Origin of the sequence: Virgibacillus sediminis, from assembly GCF_042643265.1 — a bacterium.
GTDB lineage: Bacteria > Bacillota > Bacilli > Bacillales > Amphibacillaceae > Virgibacillus_O > Virgibacillus_O sediminis.
On record NZ_JBHRRZ010000009.1, the window covers coordinates 87,949 to 107,279 of the forward strand.

At 44.8% G+C, this 19,331-nt stretch carries 22 protein-coding genes and 1 pseudogene; 11 read left to right on the top strand and 12 right to left on the bottom strand.

Going from position 1 to position 19,331, the window contains the following annotated elements; genetic code table 11:
* Positions 1–143 precede the first annotated feature (143 nt).
* Complete coding sequence (locus tag ACFODW_RS05150; RefSeq protein ID WP_390303948.1) at positions 144–1,160, bottom strand: LCP family protein; 1,017 nt, start codon at positions 1,158–1,160, stop codon at positions 144–146.
* A 153-nt stretch (positions 1,161–1,313) separates the two neighbouring features.
* Between ACFODW_RS05150 and ACFODW_RS05155 the strand changes: the two genes are divergently transcribed.
* The 3 genes and pseudogenes from ACFODW_RS05155 to ACFODW_RS05165 form a co-directional block, all read left to right on the top strand.
* Positions 1,314–1,535 carry a DUF1659 domain-containing protein gene (locus tag ACFODW_RS05155; protein ID WP_390303950.1) on the top strand — a complete coding sequence of 74 codons (222 nt, stop codon included), beginning with the start codon at positions 1,314–1,316 and terminating at the stop codon, positions 1,533–1,535.
* Between the two features lie 38 nt (positions 1,536–1,573).
* A complete protein-coding gene (locus ACFODW_RS05160; RefSeq protein WP_390303952.1) occupies positions 1,574–1,792 on the top strand; it encodes a DUF2922 domain-containing protein in 219 nt (72 codons plus the stop codon).
* A 169-nt stretch (positions 1,793–1,961) separates the two neighbouring features.
* Positions 1,962–2,093 (top strand): annotated as a pseudogene (locus ACFODW_RS05165) (YvrJ family protein); the annotation flags it as partial.
* An 828-nt stretch (positions 2,094–2,921) separates the two neighbouring features.
* Here the strand turns inward: ACFODW_RS05165 and ACFODW_RS05170 are convergent.
* The gene (locus tag ACFODW_RS05170) at positions 2,922–3,278 is read right to left on the bottom strand and encodes a DUF2512 family protein (protein WP_390303954.1); all 357 of its coding nucleotides are present in this window, start codon (positions 3,276–3,278) and stop codon (positions 2,922–2,924) included.
* 57 nt (positions 3,279–3,335) lie between these two features.
* A complete protein-coding gene (locus tag ACFODW_RS05175; protein WP_390303956.1) occupies positions 3,336–4,034 on the bottom strand; it encodes a YetF domain-containing protein in 699 nt (232 codons plus the stop codon).
* Positions 4,035–4,269: 235 nt separating this feature from the next.
* Here ACFODW_RS05175 and ACFODW_RS05180 point away from each other — a divergent pair, with 235 nt between their 5' ends.
* The 3 genes from ACFODW_RS05180 (at position 4,270) to ACFODW_RS05190 (ending at position 6,708) form a co-directional block, all read left to right on the top strand.
* Positions 4,270–4,485 (top strand): hypothetical protein, encoded by a 216-nt coding sequence (locus ACFODW_RS05180; RefSeq protein WP_390303958.1) that lies wholly within the window; start codon positions 4,270–4,272, stop codon positions 4,483–4,485.
* Positions 4,486–4,948: 463 nt separating this feature from the next.
* Positions 4,949–5,359, top strand: a complete 411-nt coding sequence (locus tag ACFODW_RS05185; RefSeq protein ID WP_390303960.1) for a MerR family transcriptional regulator — start codon at positions 4,949–4,951, stop codon at positions 5,357–5,359.
* Between the two features lie 41 nt (positions 5,360–5,400).
* On the top strand, positions 5,401–6,708 hold the full coding sequence (locus ACFODW_RS05190) for a hemolysin family protein (RefSeq protein WP_390303962.1): 1,308 nt from the start codon (positions 5,401–5,403) through the stop codon (positions 6,706–6,708).
* 76 nt (positions 6,709–6,784) lie between these two features.
* On the opposite strand, the gene ACFODW_RS05195 is transcribed toward ACFODW_RS05190, so the two are convergent.
* Entirely contained in the window at positions 6,785–7,996 is a 1,212-nt protein-coding gene (locus tag ACFODW_RS05195) for an NAD-dependent epimerase/dehydratase family protein (protein ID WP_390303965.1), read from the bottom strand.
* A gap of 479 nt (positions 7,997–8,475) precedes the next feature.
* Between ACFODW_RS05195 and ACFODW_RS05200 the strand changes: the two genes are divergently transcribed.
* On the top strand, positions 8,476–8,697 hold the full coding sequence (locus ACFODW_RS05200; protein WP_390303967.1) for a hypothetical protein: 222 nt from the start codon (positions 8,476–8,478) through the stop codon (positions 8,695–8,697).
* 131 nt (positions 8,698–8,828) lie between these two features.
* Here the strand turns inward: ACFODW_RS05200 and ACFODW_RS05205 are convergent, their stop codons facing one another.
* Positions 8,829–9,902 carry an SDR family oxidoreductase gene (locus tag ACFODW_RS05205; RefSeq protein WP_390303969.1) on the bottom strand — a complete coding sequence of 358 codons (1,074 nt, stop codon included), beginning with the start codon at positions 9,900–9,902 and terminating at the stop codon, positions 8,829–8,831.
* Between the two features lie 228 nt (positions 9,903–10,130).
* Between ACFODW_RS05205 and ACFODW_RS05210 the strand changes: the two genes are divergently transcribed.
* Complete coding sequence (locus ACFODW_RS05210) at positions 10,131–10,364, top strand: hypothetical protein (protein WP_390303971.1); 234 nt, start codon at positions 10,131–10,133, stop codon at positions 10,362–10,364.
* Between the two features lie 65 nt (positions 10,365–10,429).
* Here the strand turns inward: ACFODW_RS05210 and ACFODW_RS05215 are convergent, their stop codons facing one another.
* The gene (locus ACFODW_RS05215; RefSeq protein WP_390303973.1) at positions 10,430–10,771 is read right to left on the bottom strand and encodes a DUF3953 domain-containing protein; all 342 of its coding nucleotides are present in this window, start codon (positions 10,769–10,771) and stop codon (positions 10,430–10,432) included.
* A gap of 385 nt (positions 10,772–11,156) precedes the next feature.
* Between ACFODW_RS05215 and ACFODW_RS05220 the strand changes: the two genes are divergently transcribed.
* Positions 11,157–11,813, top strand: a complete 657-nt coding sequence (locus ACFODW_RS05220) for a DUF4396 domain-containing protein (RefSeq protein ID WP_390303975.1) — start codon at positions 11,157–11,159, stop codon at positions 11,811–11,813.
* A gap of 389 nt (positions 11,814–12,202) precedes the next feature.
* Here ACFODW_RS05220 and ACFODW_RS05225 read toward each other — a convergent pair whose 3' ends face one another.
* From ACFODW_RS05225 to ACFODW_RS05240, 4 genes are all read right to left on the bottom strand, one after another.
* Positions 12,203–13,084, bottom strand: coding sequence for an ABC transporter permease (locus ACFODW_RS05225; RefSeq protein WP_390303977.1), 882 nt, complete (start codon positions 13,082–13,084; stop codon positions 12,203–12,205).
* Positions 13,074–13,778, bottom strand: coding sequence for an ABC transporter ATP-binding protein (locus ACFODW_RS05230; protein WP_390303979.1), 705 nt, complete (start codon positions 13,776–13,778; stop codon positions 13,074–13,076). The genes ACFODW_RS05225 and ACFODW_RS05230 overlap by 11 nt, the downstream gene beginning before the upstream one ends.
* Positions 13,779–14,318: 540 nt before the next feature.
* A complete protein-coding gene (locus ACFODW_RS05235; RefSeq protein ID WP_390303981.1) occupies positions 14,319–15,077 on the bottom strand; it encodes a hypothetical protein in 759 nt (252 codons plus the stop codon).
* 312 nt (positions 15,078–15,389) lie between these two features.
* Positions 15,390–15,794 carry a secondary thiamine-phosphate synthase enzyme YjbQ gene (locus ACFODW_RS05240; protein ID WP_390303983.1) on the bottom strand — a complete coding sequence of 135 codons (405 nt, stop codon included), beginning with the start codon at positions 15,792–15,794 and terminating at the stop codon, positions 15,390–15,392.
* Positions 15,795–16,017: 223 nt separating this feature from the next.
* Between ACFODW_RS05240 and ACFODW_RS05245 the strand changes: the two genes are divergently transcribed.
* Both ACFODW_RS05245 and ACFODW_RS05250 read left to right on the top strand, forming a co-directional pair.
* A complete protein-coding gene (locus ACFODW_RS05245) occupies positions 16,018–16,956 on the top strand; it encodes a DMT family transporter (protein ID WP_390303985.1) in 939 nt (312 codons plus the stop codon).
* Positions 16,957–17,269: 313 nt separating this feature from the next.
* Positions 17,270–17,893, top strand: a complete 624-nt coding sequence (locus ACFODW_RS05250) for an SGNH/GDSL hydrolase family protein (RefSeq protein WP_390303987.1) — start codon at positions 17,270–17,272, stop codon at positions 17,891–17,893.
* Positions 17,894–18,022: 129 nt separating this feature from the next.
* On the opposite strand, the gene panD is transcribed toward ACFODW_RS05250, so the two are convergent.
* Both panD and panC read right to left on the bottom strand, forming a co-directional pair.
* The gene (gene panD, locus ACFODW_RS05255) at positions 18,023–18,442 is read right to left on the bottom strand and encodes an aspartate 1-decarboxylase (protein ID WP_390303989.1); all 420 of its coding nucleotides are present in this window, start codon (positions 18,440–18,442) and stop codon (positions 18,023–18,025) included.
* 25 nt (positions 18,443–18,467) lie between these two features.
* Positions 18,468–19,310, bottom strand: a complete 843-nt coding sequence (gene panC / locus ACFODW_RS05260; protein WP_390303991.1) for a pantoate--beta-alanine ligase — start codon at positions 19,308–19,310, stop codon at positions 18,468–18,470.
* Between the last annotated feature and the right edge of the window lie 21 nt (positions 19,311–19,331).

A 19,331-nucleotide genomic window follows, 5' to 3' on the forward strand; every position in this document is an offset into this window, starting at 1 on the left:
TAAGGTTCAAATGGGGGAATAGAAAATAATTTACCCCTATGGATACCATCATAATTATAATTATACTACGCTTGTCGGATCTATTCGTGGAAGATGTCTTCACAGTAAAAAACGCCCTGGACCTGTTTGGCCCCGAACGTCGATTACCTCTCGCTCTTATTTGATTGGGCAAGTTCACTGGTTTGGCTCTCCGATTCAAGCTCCAGGTGATTTTGCAGTGTCTGCTGTATTTCTTTTTTACTTTTTTCATTTACATAGTAATACCAAGCACCGCTGTCACCGTAACCCCCAGTACCATCCAGCTGCATGGTGTCGACTTTCACATTCTCATCAAGCCCGTAGGAGACAAATCCCCTCATCTCTGGAAAGGTCAGATTCGTTTTCATATTATCGCCGACCGACTCTATCAGCTCGTCTATTTTGAAAACAGTCGAGGCTGATGTCGCTTTATCAGCGATGGCCTTGAGGATTTCCTGCTGTCGCTGCCCGCGGGCCAGGTCGCTGTCATACTTCCGGGTCCTGGCCAAGGCGAGGGCTTCCTCACCATTCAACCTTTGGACACCCGGGTAGAGATGGATGGCATTTCGTTCATCATCTGAATTGAATTCTTTCAATTCATAGGGAACGTCATAGGTAATGCCGCCGATGGTATTCACCACCTCAACAAAGCCATCGAAGTTCATCTTTACATAGTAGTCGACAGGAACCTTCAGGAACCGTTCAACCGTTTCAATAGTAGCCTGGGTCCCACCGAATGCATGGGCATGGTTGATCTTCGTGCTGTAGCCGACTTCCGGGATATAGACATAGGAATCGCGGGGAATGCTCAGCAGCTTGACGGATTTTTTTTCCTTATTAAAGGTCGCTAAAATGAGCGCATCCGTTCGGCTCGGTGCCTCATCCCGCTGTTCGCTGTCATCAATCCCCATAAACAGTACGGATACATTATCCTCCACCGGATCGACCGGCTCCTCCCGAAGAGGGGACTGTTCATTCACTCGTCCGCTTGATTCATGGGACTGTTCTACCATATCGGAAGTCGAGTCATAGAGGTACAGGGCATAGCCGGCTCCGGCCCCCAAGATGAGAAGCAGAAGGAACCCGGCTGCCGAAATTATATTTTTTACGGAAAATAAGCTTGCTCGACGCTTGTTGGCCATAGGGCGAACTCCTTATGACAAGATTTGTGTTGATTCTGCCTGATCTGCTTATGAAAAGCATTGGCTAAATCGCTACCTTTTAAAACTTATATAGAACCATACCCCTTTTTGCCTATATTCATTCGATTATAGAGGTGAAAGGGGGGATACAACATGGCAACAGCCAATAAAGTCGATAAAACGCTCCGCCTCATCCTTCATGGAGGAGTCGATGCGGAGACCGGCAAAGACATCTATCGGACCAAAAGCTTCAACGGCGTCAAAATTGATGCAACACCGGATCAGCTCTTTCTGATCGCCAACGCATTGATTGCCTTGCAACAGCTGCCGCTTTACCTGATGGAAATCCGTGATACTTCATTGTTAGCGGAGTAACAGGAGCATAGTGGAAAACAAAGAAAGGAGGACAGCCCATGAAAAAGCTGGAATTGAAATTTAAAAGTGCAATGGGGAAAATCGTCACCTACTCCCTGGACCACCCAGTCGAGCCCGCTGATCCATTAGCCGTCAATGCTGCCATGGATCAGATTATCGCCCAGAATGCATTCATCTCAACCGGCGGCGACCTCATCGAAAAACACAGCGCCCGCGTCGTCGAGCGTAATACCGTAGACATCGACCTCGGCATTTAATAATGATTACAGAGCCAGCGGACAGCGCACCAGCACTGTCCGCTGGTTTTTGGTTAGGGAGAGGTGGTAGAGCAGCGGCCGGGCGCCGGGTGCAGTCACTCGGTCGCCAGGCGTAGCCACTCGGGCCACACATGCATGCGCACAACAACTAGAAAGGAGGCACTTATCCATGGAATCCTTCATTCCATTCGTCACAGAGGTCGGCTTTCCCATCGCGGTGACATTTTATCTGCTTCACCGTATCGAGGGAAAGCTCAATCTGCTGATCGAATCGATCCATGCATTGCCGGAGAGAATGAAATCCGCCTCGGGCAGTCATGCAGACTATCCCCAAGATGGATTGAATAAAGTGCATAATGGTTAAAGAAAGGAGCAGCGCTGATTAGCACTGCTCCTATTTATGTGAATTTCAAGGCAAGAAAAAGCTCTGCTTTTTACCCAGCAGCGCTTTTCACTGTCAGTTATCTCTGACATTCTTGTGGTTCGGGATGAAAAAGAACGATAAAAACGAAACAATAAAGAAGCCAATATATACGTCAAAAGAGACGGGATATTGCCAGATCAGTTTTCCTAGAACTGCATACAAGAAAAGAAAGATAACAAGTGCAGCTATTAATGGTCTTACTATTTTCATATGTATCTATTCACCTCAGAAGAAAAGATTGTGCCCGTATTCCCTTATGCTAGATTCTATCTGATATTATCTAATTGTATCGAATCCTCCGCCTTACTTCAACACTTAATTGAATATATTTCCTGTGATAGAGTGGGGAGCGGGTGTTTATCGGCAGTATGCGCGGGATATCAGCAGGAGCGCAAATTTATCAGTAGCACACGCGGGAAATCAGCTGGAGCTTGGATTAATCGGCAGCACGCACGGGAAATCGGCCGGAGCACAAATTTATCAGCAGCACGCACAACATATCTTCCGGAGCACAAATTTGTTAGCAACACACGCGGGATATCATCCGGAGCACGAGTTTATCAGTAGTTCGCGCAGCATATCAGCTGGAGCGCTAATATATCAGCAGTACACGGGGGATATCATCCGCAGCACAAATTTATCAGCCTCACGCAGCCCCAACCGAATCCACAACCCCACAGTAAAGGCCGGGCTAGCCCGGCCTTGTTATGCGGGAGATTTTTTGGTTTTCCCGCTTTGGATCAGATAGCGATGCTGGAAAATCTCGGTGATCGTAAGCAGAATTCCGGTAAGTACGGCACCAATGAAGGTGACCTCGGCGCCAGCCAAGAATTGAGAGACGAAATATACGATGAGGGTTGCTGCCCCAAAGTCCATCACGGTGCTTACCCAGAGTGTACCGTCTTTCAATAGGAACATTTCCATCACATGGGCTGCGACTGCCAGGATTAATCCGACAAGGACAGGCTGCCAGAGGGCTGCATATGCCACGTTAGGAAAAATGAAGGACGCCAAGGTGACAGTAATTGGACAAATGATTAATTTCATGATTAGTCCTGTCAAGGAACTCACCCCCTGATACATAGGTTTTACCAAAGGGGAAAAGTTATACTTTTCTACTTACTGCAGGGTATCATTCTTCTTATCAATGTACAGAGTGCCGTCCCTTTGTACCTCTGCGTAAAAAACGTCCGAGATGGAAGTGATCCCTGATAAATTCAATTGCTCCTCCACCCATTCCTGATCGAGTTTCAGTTTATCCAGATTGGAGTTGACTATCTCGCCATCACTGATAATCTGTGTGGAAGCCGGATATAGGATGGGTGTATTTTGCTGGATGGCAAAATCAGATTTGGTTACCGATTGGTATGGCTGCTTCTTTCTTACGGAAAGTTTCCCGCTGGTTTCAAAAACAGCATAGTCTACCTCTGCCAGGGAAAATACATTTTTCTGCCGTAGTAAAGCATTTAGCGCATCGACATCCAACCGAACTTTGCGCATCTCATCTTCCATGATCTGTCCTTCCTTGACAAGGACTCTCGGCTGGCCTTCAATAGCTAACCGGACCGGTTTCGACTTGATATCAATGAATCCCAGCACAATCGTTATGATAGTCCAGCCTATAAGAGCGATCAGGCCGTTTCGGATGCTTAAGGTGGAATCCACCGCAAGCGAAGCACCGATAGTACCGAGCGATATTCCGGATACGAAGTTAAAGAAGGTCATCTGGGAGATTTCTTTCCTTCCCATTATTCTGGTCAGAGCCAGCAGAGTGAGAAAAGCGAGCACAATCCGCAGCAATAACTCCTGTATAGTCATATTTATTTACTCCTTTAGATGATTTATATGGTTATTCTTGCCCTTGTACCATGTTAGATATACACACGGGTAAAGGCGGAGGAGGACCTCACTAATACGGCTCTTGTTTCCCGGCAATTTGTGAACAATTTTAGACAATCGCAAAGCTGGGAGATTTTCATGGTTGAATCGAAATAAATCGGGGTAATTAGCGATTATGGAAAGAAGCGAAAATGGAAAAGGAAGTGGGAAAGGTATGTTTGTACTTATAAGGAAAAAAGAAGATGAAATGGAGATATTAACGAAGCCGCAAAGTCAAATGCCTAAGATGTTCCCTAATTCCGATGCGGCAGCCCTGTTTGCGCAGGGCCTGAATGCCGATATTCCATCTGATCAGAAATGGATCGTGACCCAGGCACCACCCAAGGAGAGTAAGATAGGAAGTAAAGAGATTGTCAGGAGGATTTCTTGATCAGCACTGTTTTGAAAAAAGCAGGCAGTAGAAACCGTTCCATAGGGAGGAGCCTTTAAGTGGCACTTCCTTCGCCGCCCTGACGAAAGCGACTCCAGGTATCCGCTTCCGAAAAAGGGAAGTCTACCAGTCCCCCCACACTCCCCCAAATAGATACACCAATTTCCGTCCTCCTTCATACGTTGATGTTATAGGAAAGCAGAACATCCACACCAAGCACCATTCGCCCTTCATTCGGAAGGACGAGATTCTTCCTTCCACCAGCATGCTAAACATGCCAAAACTCTGGAAATCCTAAAAATCAGCCGAACCATACATAGTGAAATGTCCATAGAAACTTCAGCAAGAATCAGCTTCCTCTTCATGTCAAGCATCAATCCTCTTTGCCAAGCATAACGTAGAACTGTACAGTATGGCCTGCTTGGATTATAATAGGGGATACAGAGGTGATTTCATTGGGAAGTTGTTGAAAATTGGAGAGTTAGCTTCATTAAGCAATGTATCAAAAAGGACAATCGATTACTATACAAAAATGGGCCTTCTGGAATGTGAACGGTCGGAATCGAATTACCGTTATTATCCGGAAGATGCTGTCGAAGACTTAAAATTCATTGAGCAATGCAAACAAATGCAGATGACGTTGGAGCAGATCAAGCAGCGGAGAGACTTGATGAAAGCTGATCAGGTTGATAAACAGGTGATACAAAACCGAGCTGAATGGATTTCACATAAAATGGAACATTTACAGGCAGAAGTAGAAGAGATTTATGCTTCTGTCGAAAAGCTGGAACAGGAAGAACAGGCGAAAATTCTGAACACCCTCAAACCCAAGACATCCACGCTGATACAGTCCTTATCCGTATTTTCCAGTTGAAGCGGGTTTGAGTTTAAACCAACACAGGAGAGTGATATTTTTTGGACGACGTACCGCTTAGTTTGATCATTTTATTGGCTTCTCTGATTCTCTTATCTGCCTTCTTTTCATCGGCGGAATCTGCTTACTCGAGTGTAAACAAAATCAGGTTGAAAAGCTTTGCAGGGGAAAGCCTCAGGGGCAGTAAAAAGGCCCTTTATATCGCCGAGAACTTTGACAAGGCATTGACGACCATTCAAGTCGGGAATAATATCGTCAACATAGCAGCCGTGAGCATATTCGCGACACTGGCCGCCATGATTTTCGGCGGGAACACCGGGCTGATCGTCAGTACGGTGGCGATGACCATCCTGATCCTTGTTTTTGGCGAGATCCTGCCCAAATCCTTGGCCAAGGAGCATGCGGAGGCCTATGCGCTCGCTATTTCGCCGGTCATGTATTTTCTGATGAGTTTGCTGACACCGGTCAACTTCTTTTTCATTCGGCTGAAGAACCTGGTAGGGACATATTTTGCCAAAAGAGTTCCAACGCCTTCGATTACCGAAGAAGAAATCAAGCATATGCTGGATATTAGTGAAGAAGAGGGTGTCATTGACAAAGGAGAAAGAGAGCTGATCCACCGGTCGATGGACTTCGATGACACGCTCGCCGAAGAGGTGCTGACACCACGGATTGATGTAGTGGCGGTGGAGATCAACCAGCCGATAGAAGAAATTAAGAAGGTATTCTTTGAAGAGCGATACTCAAGAATTCCTGTCTATGAGGAAACGATTGATAATATCGTCGGTGTCTTATCGGAAAGGGAATTCTTGACGCATTTGGTGAAGTATGACCAGGTGGATATCAAGGAATTATTGATGGAGCCTTTCTTTGTGGTGAAATCCAGGAAGATTTCCTCCCTATTGCCGCAACTCCAGCAGGAAAAAATCCATATGGCCATTGTGCTGGATGAATTCGGAGGAACCGCCGGGATTGTGACACTGGAAGATGTGCTGGAGGAAATTGTCGGGGAAATCTGGGATGAACAGGATATTAAGACCAATGCCGTCTCGAAAATAAACGAGAATGTGTATACGATTGATGCCCGCTATCAGCTGGATGAATTCGCAGACATCATGGATGTTCCCGACCCGGAAAGCTCTTATCACACACTCGGCGGATGGGTGATTGAAAATCTGAAACGAACCCCTAGCCTTGGGGACTCGTTCACCTATGAAAACCTGAAAGTGGTCGTCAACGAGGTGGCCAATCACCGGATCAAGAAGGTCAAGGTGGAAATCAGGGAATGGAAGGAAGAAGAGCAGACGGACGTGGTACTGCCTGACAGGCTGTTGGGAGAAATCTCCTGATAGGCGCAGGATAATAAAACGAAGGCATTCCGAGCAAGTGGAATGCCTTCGTTTTTTGTATTCATATAAAAACTGATTATTTCACCGGATCTTTCGGAACGCCGGGCTTCTGTTCCTTTGTCCATGTGCTTGTTGCCGGGATCTTGGAATGATCTGCGCGATAGGCGTATTTTTCGGCAATGCTGCTGACCTCACGGAGAAGCCCTTCTTCCAATGTTGTTGGATTCAAGCCCTTCGATAGGAAGAGGTCGTTTTTGACATGGAGCTCGTTTTCATCCGCTTCTTTCCGCGGGTTCGATACATAGGCGATCTCGCCGCCGGTCAGTTCGCTGACAAGATTGGCAAGGTCGCGGACGCGATGTGTTTCCGTCATCTGGTTAAAGATCATCACCCGTTCCTCAGGCTCGGGTGGATTTTCAATGGCCAGCTCGATGCAGCGGACGGAATCCTGGATATGGATGAATGCCCGGGTCTGACCGCCAGACCCATGGACCGTGATCGGATAGCCTACAGCCGCTTGCATGAGGAAACGGTTCAGCACTGTGCCATAGTCTCCGTCATAGTCAAACCGGTTGATCAGCCTCTCGTCCAGGTTGGTCTCTTTCGTGTGCGTACCCCAGACAATTCCTTGGTGGAGATCGGTGATCTGCAGCTGGTCATTTTTATTATAGTATTGGAAAAGCAATTGATCCTGCGACTTGGTCATATGGTAGATGGAGCCTGGGTTGGTCGGGTAAAGGATCTGCTGTTCGACCCGGTTTCCATCCTCGGTCTGCACTTCAATATCCAAATAGCCTTCGGGAATCTTCATCCCGGCTGTACCGTATCCATATACCCCCATCGTCCCGAGGTGGACCAGATGGATGTCCAGACCTGACTCGACAATCGCACACAGGATGTTATGGGTGGCATTGATATTGTTGTTGACCGTGTAGCGCTTATGCCTTGGTGATTTCATGGAATAAGGTGCGGCCCGCTGCTCGGCATAATGGACGATAGCGTCAGGCTTTTCCTCATTAATGATATTCAGCAATGCATCATAGTCAGCGGCTATATCCACATGGTGGTAGCCAATGCTTTTTCCTGAAACTTCCTTCCATGCCTTGATGCGCGTTTCTATTGGCTGGATAGGGGTCAACGACTCTGCGCCTAATTCTTCATCGATTTTACGCCTTGATAAGTTATCGAGGATCACTACTTCATGACCGGATTGAGATAGATGCAGACTTGCCGGCCAGCCGCAGAAGCCGTCTCCTCCCATGATTAAAATCTTCTTCTTATTCTTCATGTCTATCATCCTTTGTTTTAGAACTAAGAGCTTCTTCATCATTAGGTAAGAAAATATATGATTTCAAGCTATATTTCATGCATGCGGGAATATCCATCCAGCTCCAGTGCCGTTGATCTGCGTAAGTTTATGTATCTTACTGATTAGCAATAGGATATCCTCTTATTTCTATTATTGCAAATGGAGACGGAAAGGTAAACGATTTAAAAGCCGAAAAGGCAAAAGTAAGACCTTTTCCCCGCTCATCTACCCGATATGGGGCACGTTTAACCAGGTCAATTTTTGAAAATAAGAGGCAATGGCAAGACTCCAACCCGCAATGAAAGCCTGAACCGGACATGTTATGCAGCGTGGAAAGGTAATTTTTGGATGTAAGGAAACTTTTCAAATATATAACTCTCTTTACAAAAACTTAATGTTACAGCAACCATCAATTTGGTAAAATTATGAAAGAGAAAACATACAAGAAGTGAGGAAATATGACAAATTACTTAGAACTATCCAGAGAATACAATTTAGATTTGACAGAGGTTAGCGTACTTTGCCAACTTGACCAGAGATATCCCTGTGCGGTGACACTGGAGGAATTATCTGATGATGAACAGCTCCAGATGTATGGGGAAAGGATTATGAAAAGATTAATCGAAAAGGATCTTGCATACAAATGTGCAGGCGGGTATTTGAGGAAGAAGGAGCATTAACGGGAGGGCGGGGGAAGGATAATGATGTAAAAAGACCCCCTAATGCACACCTACAATCCAGTTTGTTGGAGAGGAGGTTTGCTCAGGGGACTTTTAATCTTTTTCCAGACGAAGTTCAGCCGGATCGCGGGCTAGTCCCGGCGGTTGATCCCCGCTGTGGCTAAGAGCAGTGCGCCTATTCCAATGGCGGCGGCAGCCACGACGCCCGGATATTTGGAAGCTTTCATATACATACTGCCGGAGCGGACATATCCGACGTTTGTTCCCCGTTCTTGCAGGCCATATCCCGGCTGGTAGAGGGCATTGGATTCCGGTGATTCTACTGGGATATTCTTATGCTGCGTGCGCGACAAGTAGGTTTCCACTACCTTGTCAGTCAGTCTTGGTGCAAGTGTGCCAAGCAGGGAAGCAATCCTCGCCTGCGAGCCGACATACATATCCCGCTTCGGATGCTCCGCCGCATGGAGAATGGCCTCGGCAATCGCATCAGGCGGATAGATCATTCCGCCATGTGCCGGGTGCTCTTCCAGGTAGTTCCCCGCATGCTCGTTATACGGCGTATCAATTCTACCAGGGTGGACAAGGGTGACGGAGACCGGAGCATTTTCCGCTTCCAGCTCCATCCTCAGGCTGTTTGTCCATCCATGGACCGCATGCTTGGCAGCAGCATACGTCGATTGGATGACGGTCCCGACATCGCCAAAAATGCTCCCGATATTGATCAGCGCACCAGCCGAACCCCGCTCTTTAAAATGCTTCACGGCAGCGCGGGAGCCGTACACCACACCCCAGAAAGTAGTATCGAACATCCGCCTGATGTCCCCATCACTGACATCCATCGCGTTGCCAAAAATCGTAATTCCCGCATTGTTCACCCATGTATCAAAGCCGCCAAACGCCTCTTTCGCCGTATCAGCAATTCTTTGGACGTCCAGCTCTTTGCCGACATCAGCCTTTACCCAGACGGCTTCATGGCCGAGCCTATTCAGCTCATCCGCCAATTGCTTCAGCGCATCCTCATTCCTGGCGGCAAGAACCACCTTCGCACCTTGGGCGGCCGCTTTTCTTGCAGTAACCAGGCCGACGCCGCTTGATGCCCCGGTAATGACGATTACCTGATCTTTCAGTTTCTTGAGAATAACCTGTTTTCCAAAAGGGATGCCGTCCGTTTTCCAGTCATATGATTGACTCTCATTAAATTCCATCGCTCCAAACCTCCTTGTTTAACCTGTAACACTTGGTATAATCCAAGTTTTAGACTTCCCTAACCGCAGGAAAATACACCATGCTCAATTGAAAAAGTGCAACAGCCGGCACTGGCAGAGGACCTGAAAAATATACGGACAAAATTGGGGAATTCAACGAATAATAGCGGGAAGAAACGCGGAAAGTAACCAAGGTAACACGCAAGTTAAATTGAGGGAGGAAATCATATGTCCACACAACAGGCACAACAAACTCTTCAACAAATCGGCCAAATCGCACAGCAGCTGGCACAGCAAGAACAGCAAAATGCACAGCAGCTGCAGCAACAGGCACAAAACCAAGTCGGTACCCAAATGGGGACACAGCAACAGCAATTAGGCCAGCGTGAACAGCAGGCTGCCCAGCAATTACAGCAAATCCAGCAGCTTGTCCAACAGTGCCAACAGCAAATGACTCAGTAATCTGGGATTGAGAAAGCCCCCATCATGTGGATGGGGGGTTTCTGATTAACGTAGTCTTTTTTAACTCATTGAAATGACAGTGATAATAATAACAAAAAAACGACTATGCTAATCCAACCATAACCTTTTCGTCCTTTTTGAAATTCATCTAATCCCATGACCAGCATCATTAAACCTAAGAAAAACATCATATATGAGTGGAGCGCAAAGTTCTCAGTAACCCATTCATATCCTGCTATGAAAACAACAATTACTGCTAGAATAACTCTTAAAATTTTGAGCGGTTTAAAACCACTTCCTGTTTTTCCCTCATGTTTATCTGAACGTGTATTTCTTCTATTGAATAAAGAAGCAATTCCCATAAGTAAAGCAATAATAGTGATGAAAAAAATTAGTTGAAAAATCATATCTCCTACGTGTAACCCATCAAAAAAAATAATAAATCCCCCCATCTGGATTTAGTGCAAGTATCTCTCCCTGAATAATCTTGCCCTTAGGAGGGCTGCCAAATAGGCGATTTGCTTTATTTTGTTAGAGCACCAGATAAAGGCAAAACGCTGACTTGGGTGCATTCTAATTAGGTCAATGCTTTTAGTTTGAAGACCTGATTCCAGCTAACTTAAAAAAGTTAAGCTACCTTCATTATTTATTGGCATAGGATTTTCTTCAATCTCTTGTTTACGGGGATGCCCACGCTTACATCCTCCCCTTTCCTATAGAAAGAATAATACTTTAAGTTTTCATTATATGGCATAACGGGTACTCCTTTAAATAGCAGGAAGGAGTGACTCTATGTTAACTACTATATCGTGGATAGCCTTATCTATCGGGTTAATATGCACTATAATTATTGCAATTGATATCATCAGACATCCCCAAATGATGAAAATAATGAATGTTGTCTGGCCAATCAATGGTTGGTTCTTTGGCCCATTTGCTGTGTGGGCGTATTACAAATGGGGTCGTTTGAAAGCTAAAGATGCGGATGAAGAAGATGATCGGAAAAAAACCGCCAAAGTTTTTGTTTCCACCAGTCACTGTGCAGGCGGATGTACATTCGGAGATATAGTAGGTGTCCCTATTGTCGCGATGACAGGGATCGCGGTCGCAGGATCCACCTTGTTTGCCCACTATCTGGTGGAATTCATTTTAGCCTATCTGTTCGGTATTGCTTTCCAATTTTTTGCGATTTATCCAATGAATAAGGGTCAAGGAGTGATCCAATCCTTTAAGGCATCCATTAAGGCAGATACCTTATCAGTCATCACATTCCAAATTGGTATGTTCGGCTGGATGGCAATCGTACACTATCTACTGTTTACCCAGCCTCCCAAACCCCATGAACCTACGTACTGGTTTATGATGCAAATAGCCATGATTATCGGTTTCTTGGTTAGTTATCCTCCTAATTGGTGGCTGGTAAGAAAAGGTATAAAAGAGGCTATGTAGCTCCTAACTGGTCAGGGGCTGCTTTCCTCTCATACCTTACATATTGCTGAAAAGACGTACCTGTTTATTCAATTACCACAAAACCTGAGGTGCTTTTCTTAGAGATAGGCAAGCCATGGTTGACGAGTGATCCTACTATTAAAAGATGGTAAGTAATACAGTAAATATTCCCACCAATGCAATAGGTGGGATAGCAAGGATCCTTTTGAAACGACCCTTTACCAATTCGGAGAGCTCCTGATCATAGGGAATGACATCAAAAAACTGGTTTGCGGACATTTTTCTATACAATAGACCCAACTAGGAGTTTATAAAGAAAATAAAACTTACGAAGACGACCCATTTCAGCCAAACAGGCAAAAATAGAACAGCGATGCCTGTAACAAGTATCAGTTGGGTATACAGGTTAACAGCCTTTTATCACGTAGGAATGATTTCAAAAGCACTTCCAGCAAACCATTCAATTTATTCCGGGTTTTAAAAATGCGCTTGGAATCCGGAAATAAGAAAAATGGTTTATTATTTTGGCTGTTTTTTATGGGCTCTACATGAACATCATTGGAGAAGGTCAACAGAAATTTAATATACTTCATGCGCTCCGCTTTCTCGATTTCCACTTCTTTTAGGAAAAGGCGATTGGTGATTGTCATGACGGTATAATGGTAGATATAAATCAAAGAGAAAGCCACGATACTTCCAACCCCATAGAGCCATGGACTTGTAAATAAAGCAAATAAGTACACCAATATGAATGCAGCCACTAAAATGATCCATTTAGTCAGAGCACGAGAGGCAGCCTTTTTGACGGTGGCCGCAAAAAAGCGAAACGTGCATAACAATAGGGCCAATAACAAGGCATCTACCAATGAAAAGTTGTAGATAAGCATCAAAATTGGGAGAAATATAACCCCAATAAAAGCTGTCTCTACAAGTAACTGTAAGGCTGTATACAGCAGGCCATACCGCTTTAACTGAACAAACGTTGGCTTTTGCTGGATGAGATGAAGCAAATCGGCTTCCATGGCAAATGTTCGGATCTTTCCCTTTAGACAAAAAAGAAGCAATGCGAATAACAGAACAGTAAAAGGAATGCTGTCACTCCAATAGAGATGGGTAAGATTCCATGCCTCCATATAGATGAAAGGAGCTATAAGTATAAGAGGGAGGACAGCATATAGGATGATAGACCAATCCAATATGGAACGAATAACACTCCATTGAAATTTATACTCCCGTACAAGCCTGCGAATAAATATCTGTTTACCAGACATGAGGGTCCCTCTCGGTGAGGATATCAAAACAGTCTAAAAGAGAACCTTGGTCTAACCCGCTACTCTCCCTGATCTCTTCAAATGTTCCTTGCGTGATCAGTTTTCCATCCGAAATGAGCACAAAACGGTCACAAATTTTCTCAGCAGTATCCAAGACATGTGTGGACATTAAGATCCCTGCACCCTTAACCTTTTCCGCTCCTATCAGCTGCAACAATCTCTTTATTGCTTTTGGATCCAATCCCATAAATGGTTCGTCGATGATGTACAGATCCGGTTGTTTCAAGAAGGCAAGAACTAACATGACTTTTTGCTGCATCCCTTTTGAAAAACTGTCCGGATACTGATGGGCAACCTGGGGTAAGTTGAAGAGTTTCAACAACTCCTCAGCCTTTGCATTAAATTGCTTCTCATCAACATCTAAGGTTGATAAAAGAAAATCAATGTGTTCCCACACCGTCAATCTTTCATATAATATCGGCCGTTCTGGTATGTAAGCATAGTTGCTTATGTCAATATCGCCTTTTACATGATTGATTATTCCGATAATTGATTTTATAGTTGTACTTTTACCTGCTCCATTTGGCCCGATGATTCCCACTAGCTCTCCTGGATGAATGGAAAATTTAATATCCTTCAGTACGGGTGATTCAAGGGAATATCCTGCTTCTTTAATTTCCACGTGTAATACCAATTAACGTTCTCCCCCAGTATCCTCAAAAATTTAACACACCTGTTTGCTTCTCATACCTTTGTTTTGAGATTAAGAATCTGTTTATCCAATTTTACCAGCTCTGGTGTTAGTATACTTGATATTCAGTAAAATCGGTATTGGCTATTTATAGGAATGTAATATTTTTCCATTTAGGTCGCCCGGTAGGATTGACGGGTTTCGTTATCTCTAAAGAACCCTTAAGGATTCAGGAAGCATGCATGGAACGGGACATTCCTAGGGGGGAAATGGTGTATTTAGAAGCAGGATGCAAACGAATGCGACCAATGCCAACACTCTGGAAAGCTCTGAGGTGACAGTGGAGTTGAATGATCAGACGGAAGCCTTTATGCTACATCCAGGGTAGGAAGCAGATGGAAAACTTTTCTGGCAGGGGAAGGGGTACTTATAAAGATCCAGGGATTTAGGGCATTAATCTAATTGGCCAACGACAACAAAGCCCAGCAGTTATTCTGGGCGTTTGAAAGGAACAAACGTTATTGAGTAGAAGAAAACTGCCTCTTACAAGCCCCGCAGTTTCGTTTCATGCTCAATCGACCTCAGCGCCAGTGTTTCCATCAGCTTTTCCTGCCGTTCTGTTCTATTGATGATATTGTCCAGCTTTTTGGCATTCTCGGAAATCTGGTGGGAGTTACGGTCCAATTTATCAGCATGTTCCTTCAGCTGTTTCTGATTCTCACTGATTTGTTCGCTGTGATGGTCAAGTTTCATGGTGACTTGCTTGATGGAAGTGCATTGTTGCTCTGGTTGGTGTGAGTTATGCTGGATTTGCTGGTAGTTGCGGTTAATTAGTTCGGAGTTTGTTTCGGCCAGTTTTGTATTTTTATCGATTTGATCGGAGTTTCTCTCAATTAGTTTTTCATTTCGGGCAATTTTTTCGGAGTTTCTTTCAACCAGTTGGGAGTTACGATTAATTTCTTCATAGTTTCTCGCAATCTGGCCTGAGTTTCTGTCAATCAGCCCAGAATTTCTGTCGAGTTGATCCGAGTTTCTGTCAATTTTACCCTCGAGTCGGAGGATATCATTTTTTGTAGCCATATTGCTGATGTCGCTTTTGGTAGCCATGCCTTTGAAGTCGTCTTTAGTAGCCATATTGCTGATATCGCTTTTGGTAGCCATGCCTTTGAGATCGTCTTTAGTAGCCATATTACTGATGTCACTCTTGGTAGCCATATCCTGTATGTCTTCCTTTGTAGCTATGGTGTTCTTTATGAAACTAATCTCTGCAAGAATCTCTCTTAAAACCTTTTCGGTATCCATTCTTTCCCTCCTTTCATCCCGTATTAACTTACTAAAAATATACCACGCATCCTGATATCCCGCAATTTGACATAAAGCCATTTCCATTTGGGATAATTCGAGTTTATCTTCTGATACAAGAGTTTTAGCCCTGCCATATGGAATGAAAAGTAAATATTTCCTAGAAGGAGACGGAGAAAGTGAATCTTCTGCTGGCTCTTATACTACAGTTCGCGTGGAAATATAAAATCCGTCATTTCCCGGGAAATATGACGGATTTTTATCTCCTTTATTTTTTATCTAGCAATTGTTGATAGGATTCGAGTGAATCTATTAACCTTCCATCAATTTAACGACATACTTGCGGTTTGAGCGCGGGCCATCGAACTCGCAGAAATAGACGCCTTGCCAGGTGCCGAGAACCAGGTCGCCACCTGAAACGATCAATGTCTGGGCATGGCCGACTGTACTGACTTTGAGGTGGGAAGCGGTATTTCCCTCCATATGCCTGTCCTTTGGATGGTCCCATGGATAAACTTCATCTAACCTCATCAGCATATCTGTTTTGACATCCGGATCGGCATTTTCATTAACGGTGATGCCGGCGGTCGTATGCAGGGAAGAAACGACAGCAATCCCATCCTTCATACCTTGTTCCTGGATGAATTTTTCAATATTACGGGTAATATCGATCATCTGTGAATGGTTGTTGGTGTCGATATGGAATGTTTTCTGCATTAAAATCATCCTTTCAGCAATGTTTTCTCCATTGTACTAAAAAAGAGGTGGTTATTGCACATGATGCGGGGGATGCTTGATAGGGGAAGTCCAGTCCATACATCACTAGGATTTTAAACAGGAAAAGGGGCGAATTGTCAGTATAAGCCGCTTGGTTTGCTTATCGGCCTCTCTTCCCATAAGATATATTTTATTATGAACACAGCTTAGGAGATGACTCAAAGTGAAAAGTATATTTGAAAATAAATGGGCGGTCATTGGGATTGCCGTTTTTTGTTCTATCTTGTGGGGGAGTGCATTCCCTGTTTTGAAAATCAGCTATGAGGAGATGCAGATGGCGCCGGATGATCCGGTAGCAAAAATCGTGTTTGCCGGGATCCGCTTCCTGCTGGCGGGACTGATTCTTTTGGCGGGATTGCTAGTCACCAGCCGCAGGCATCTATTGGTAACCCGCAAACAGGTGCCGGTGCTGGTTCTGTTCGGAATCATGCAGACATCGATTCAATACTATTTCTTCTATAATGGACTGGCCCAGGTATCCGGTATGCAGGGGGCAATTCTGTCTGCAAGCGGCACTTTCTTCACCGTCATGCTTGCACACTTTTTTTATACAAACGACCGTTTAAACTTTAAAAAGCTGCTTGGCCTTGTTGCCGGATTCTCAGGAATTGTGCTGGCAAATTGGGGCCAAGAACTACAAATAAGTTTCACATTCACCGGAGAAGGGTATATGCTACTTGCGGCACTTACCGGAGCGATTGCCACCATCATGGGGAAGGAGTTGGCAGTCGGCATCCATCCATTTGCGCTGACCGGCTGGCAGCTGACGATTGGAGCGGCGCTCATGCTGATGATCGGCCTGCCGCAAATGGAAGAGAATGCGATTGTCTTCACTCCCTTCGGCTGGGGGCTTCTTATCTACTCGGCATTGCTCTCTGCTGTGGCATTCGCTCTGTGGTATTCTATTCTGAAGTATAACAAAGCAGGAGAAATAAGCATGTATAAATTCATCGTCCCGGTTTCGGGCACCGTCCTGTCCGCCATGTTCATCCCGGGCGAACGTCTGAATATATACATCTTCGCCGCCATCGCATTGGTGGCTGTAGGAATCATCGCCATCAACTACCGCGGCAGAACATTGCCGAAAAAAGATATGGCATAGATGGAGTGGGTGGGCTGGCTCGGGCGCCAGCAAGTGTCACTCGGGCCTCGCACCCATGAGCTCGGGCGCCAACAAGTGCCACTCGGGTCGTGCACCCATGAACTCAGGCGCCGGCAAGCGCCACTCGGGCCCCACGCCCATAAACTCGGGCGTCAGCACATCCACCACAGACGCCAACCAGCTCCGCTTGCACTGCTTCAGCAACACATCGTACTAAACTACTATAAAGCAACATTGCAGCAAGAAATTCTACTATTATATGCACTTACGCATAAAATTCTAATTATACTTATAAAAAAAATGAGGTGATCGTATGACAGCCAAGCGAGTGGTTTTTATAGGAGACAGTATTACGGATGCGGGGAGGCGTACGGATCCGGATCAGATAGGGACTGGGTATGTTCAGCTGGTGCATGATTATCTGCTGACTTCCTATCCGGACAAGGACTGGGAGATTCTCAACCGCGGAGTCGGCGGTGACCGGATCATTGATTTACGGGAGCGCTGGCAGGAGGATGTGCTCGATCTGAAGCCGGATGTCTTGTCCATTTCGATCGGAATCAATGATGTATGGCGCCAGCTGGATGAGCCGAACATCGAGCATGTGACACCTGAGCAATTTGAGCAGATTTACGGGGAATTGCTGGGCAAAGTGAAAGAAGAGACGGATGCGAAAATCATACTAATGGAGCCGACGGTCATTGAGGAGGATCCATTTGCCACAGGAAATGAGAAGCTGAAGCCTTATGTAGATGCCGTCCAGCGAACAGCTGAGAAATTCGACACGGTGCTCGTGCCGACTCATGATGCATTTATCCATTACTTGGGTGCTGAGAATGGCGAGAAGCTGACAACTGACGGCGTGCATATGAACCAGCTCGGTAATATGCTGATGGCTACGACGTGGATCAAAGCCGTTAAAGAATTTATTATGTAAGTTTGAACCAATGTTACAGGATTACTGTGCGCTATTTAAGAGCACATGAAACATTACAACAAAAGGCTGGGACTTTTCCCAGCCTTTTGTTATTTGCGGCTTGTATGCCAATTTTGATACCGGACTTGATCATCTTTCTACATTTTCTACCAAGCCATCTTTCATATCCATTAGTTTACCGTGTTTTTCATAATTATTAACAGATGCTATTCGGTTGTCTTCATGAACGAATACAACTTTTGGTCTATGTTCTTTAGCTGTTTCTGGTGCCATCTCGGCATATGCCATAATGATAATCTTATCATTTACACTCACACAACGTGCAGCAGCTCCATTTAAACAAATTAATCCGCTTCCACGTTCTCCTGCAATTGTATATGTCTCAAAACGCTCGCCATTGTTGATATCTACAATCTGTACTTTTTCATATTCTAAAATCCCTGCAGCATCCAGTAAGTCTTCATCAATAGTAATACTGCCAACGTAATCCAGTTCGGCTTGTACAACCGTGGCGCGATGAATTTTACTTTTTAACATATGTATATTCATCGTTGTTAAGCTCCTTTCTAAAAAATTATTCTACGATAAAATTATCAATCAGTCTTGTCTTTCCAATATATACAGCTATTGCAACTAATGTCTGAGGTTTAATGATGGAGACTTGCCTCATGGAGAGGCCATCGACTGCTTTTACATATTCAATCTTAGCCATTGGTTCTGTTTCAATAGTTGCTTTCATGGCTGCAATCAGCTTTTGGGCATCTGTTTCTCCTTCTTTTACTATGTTTTCCCCCATAAAAATGGTTTTACTTACAATCCGTGCTGCTTTTCTCTCTTCAGCAGAAAGGTAATTATTACGGGAGCTTTTTGCCAAACCGTCTTCTTCCCGTACAATTGGACAACCGATGACCTCTACATTCATGCTTAAATCTTTTACCATTTGTTTGATAACAGCAAGTTGTTGTGCATCTTTCTGTCCAAAATAAGCGTGATCCGGCTGTACAATATTAAACAGCTTGTTGACTACCGTGCATACACCTCGAAAATGGCCTGGACGATTTAATCCGCAAAGTTCTTCCGTTAAAATAGGCATATCAACATGGGTATAGAAATCATTTGGATACATCTCTTCTGGTGTAGGGTGGAAAATCAGATCGGCGCCAAGGTTTTCGCAAATACTACGGTCTCTTTCTAAATCATGTGGATAGCTGTCATAATCCTCTGTTGGTCCAAACTGCTTTGGATTTACAAAAATACTGACAACCACTTTGCTATTATCTTGCCTTGCAGCCGAAATGAGGCTCCCGTGGCCCTCGTGTAAATATCCCATCGTTGGTACAAAACCAATCGTTTGATCTTCACTTTTCCACTGTTTTACCAGGTCTTTTACTTCTTTGATCGTTGATACCATCTGCATGTTCCATTTAGCTCCTTTAAA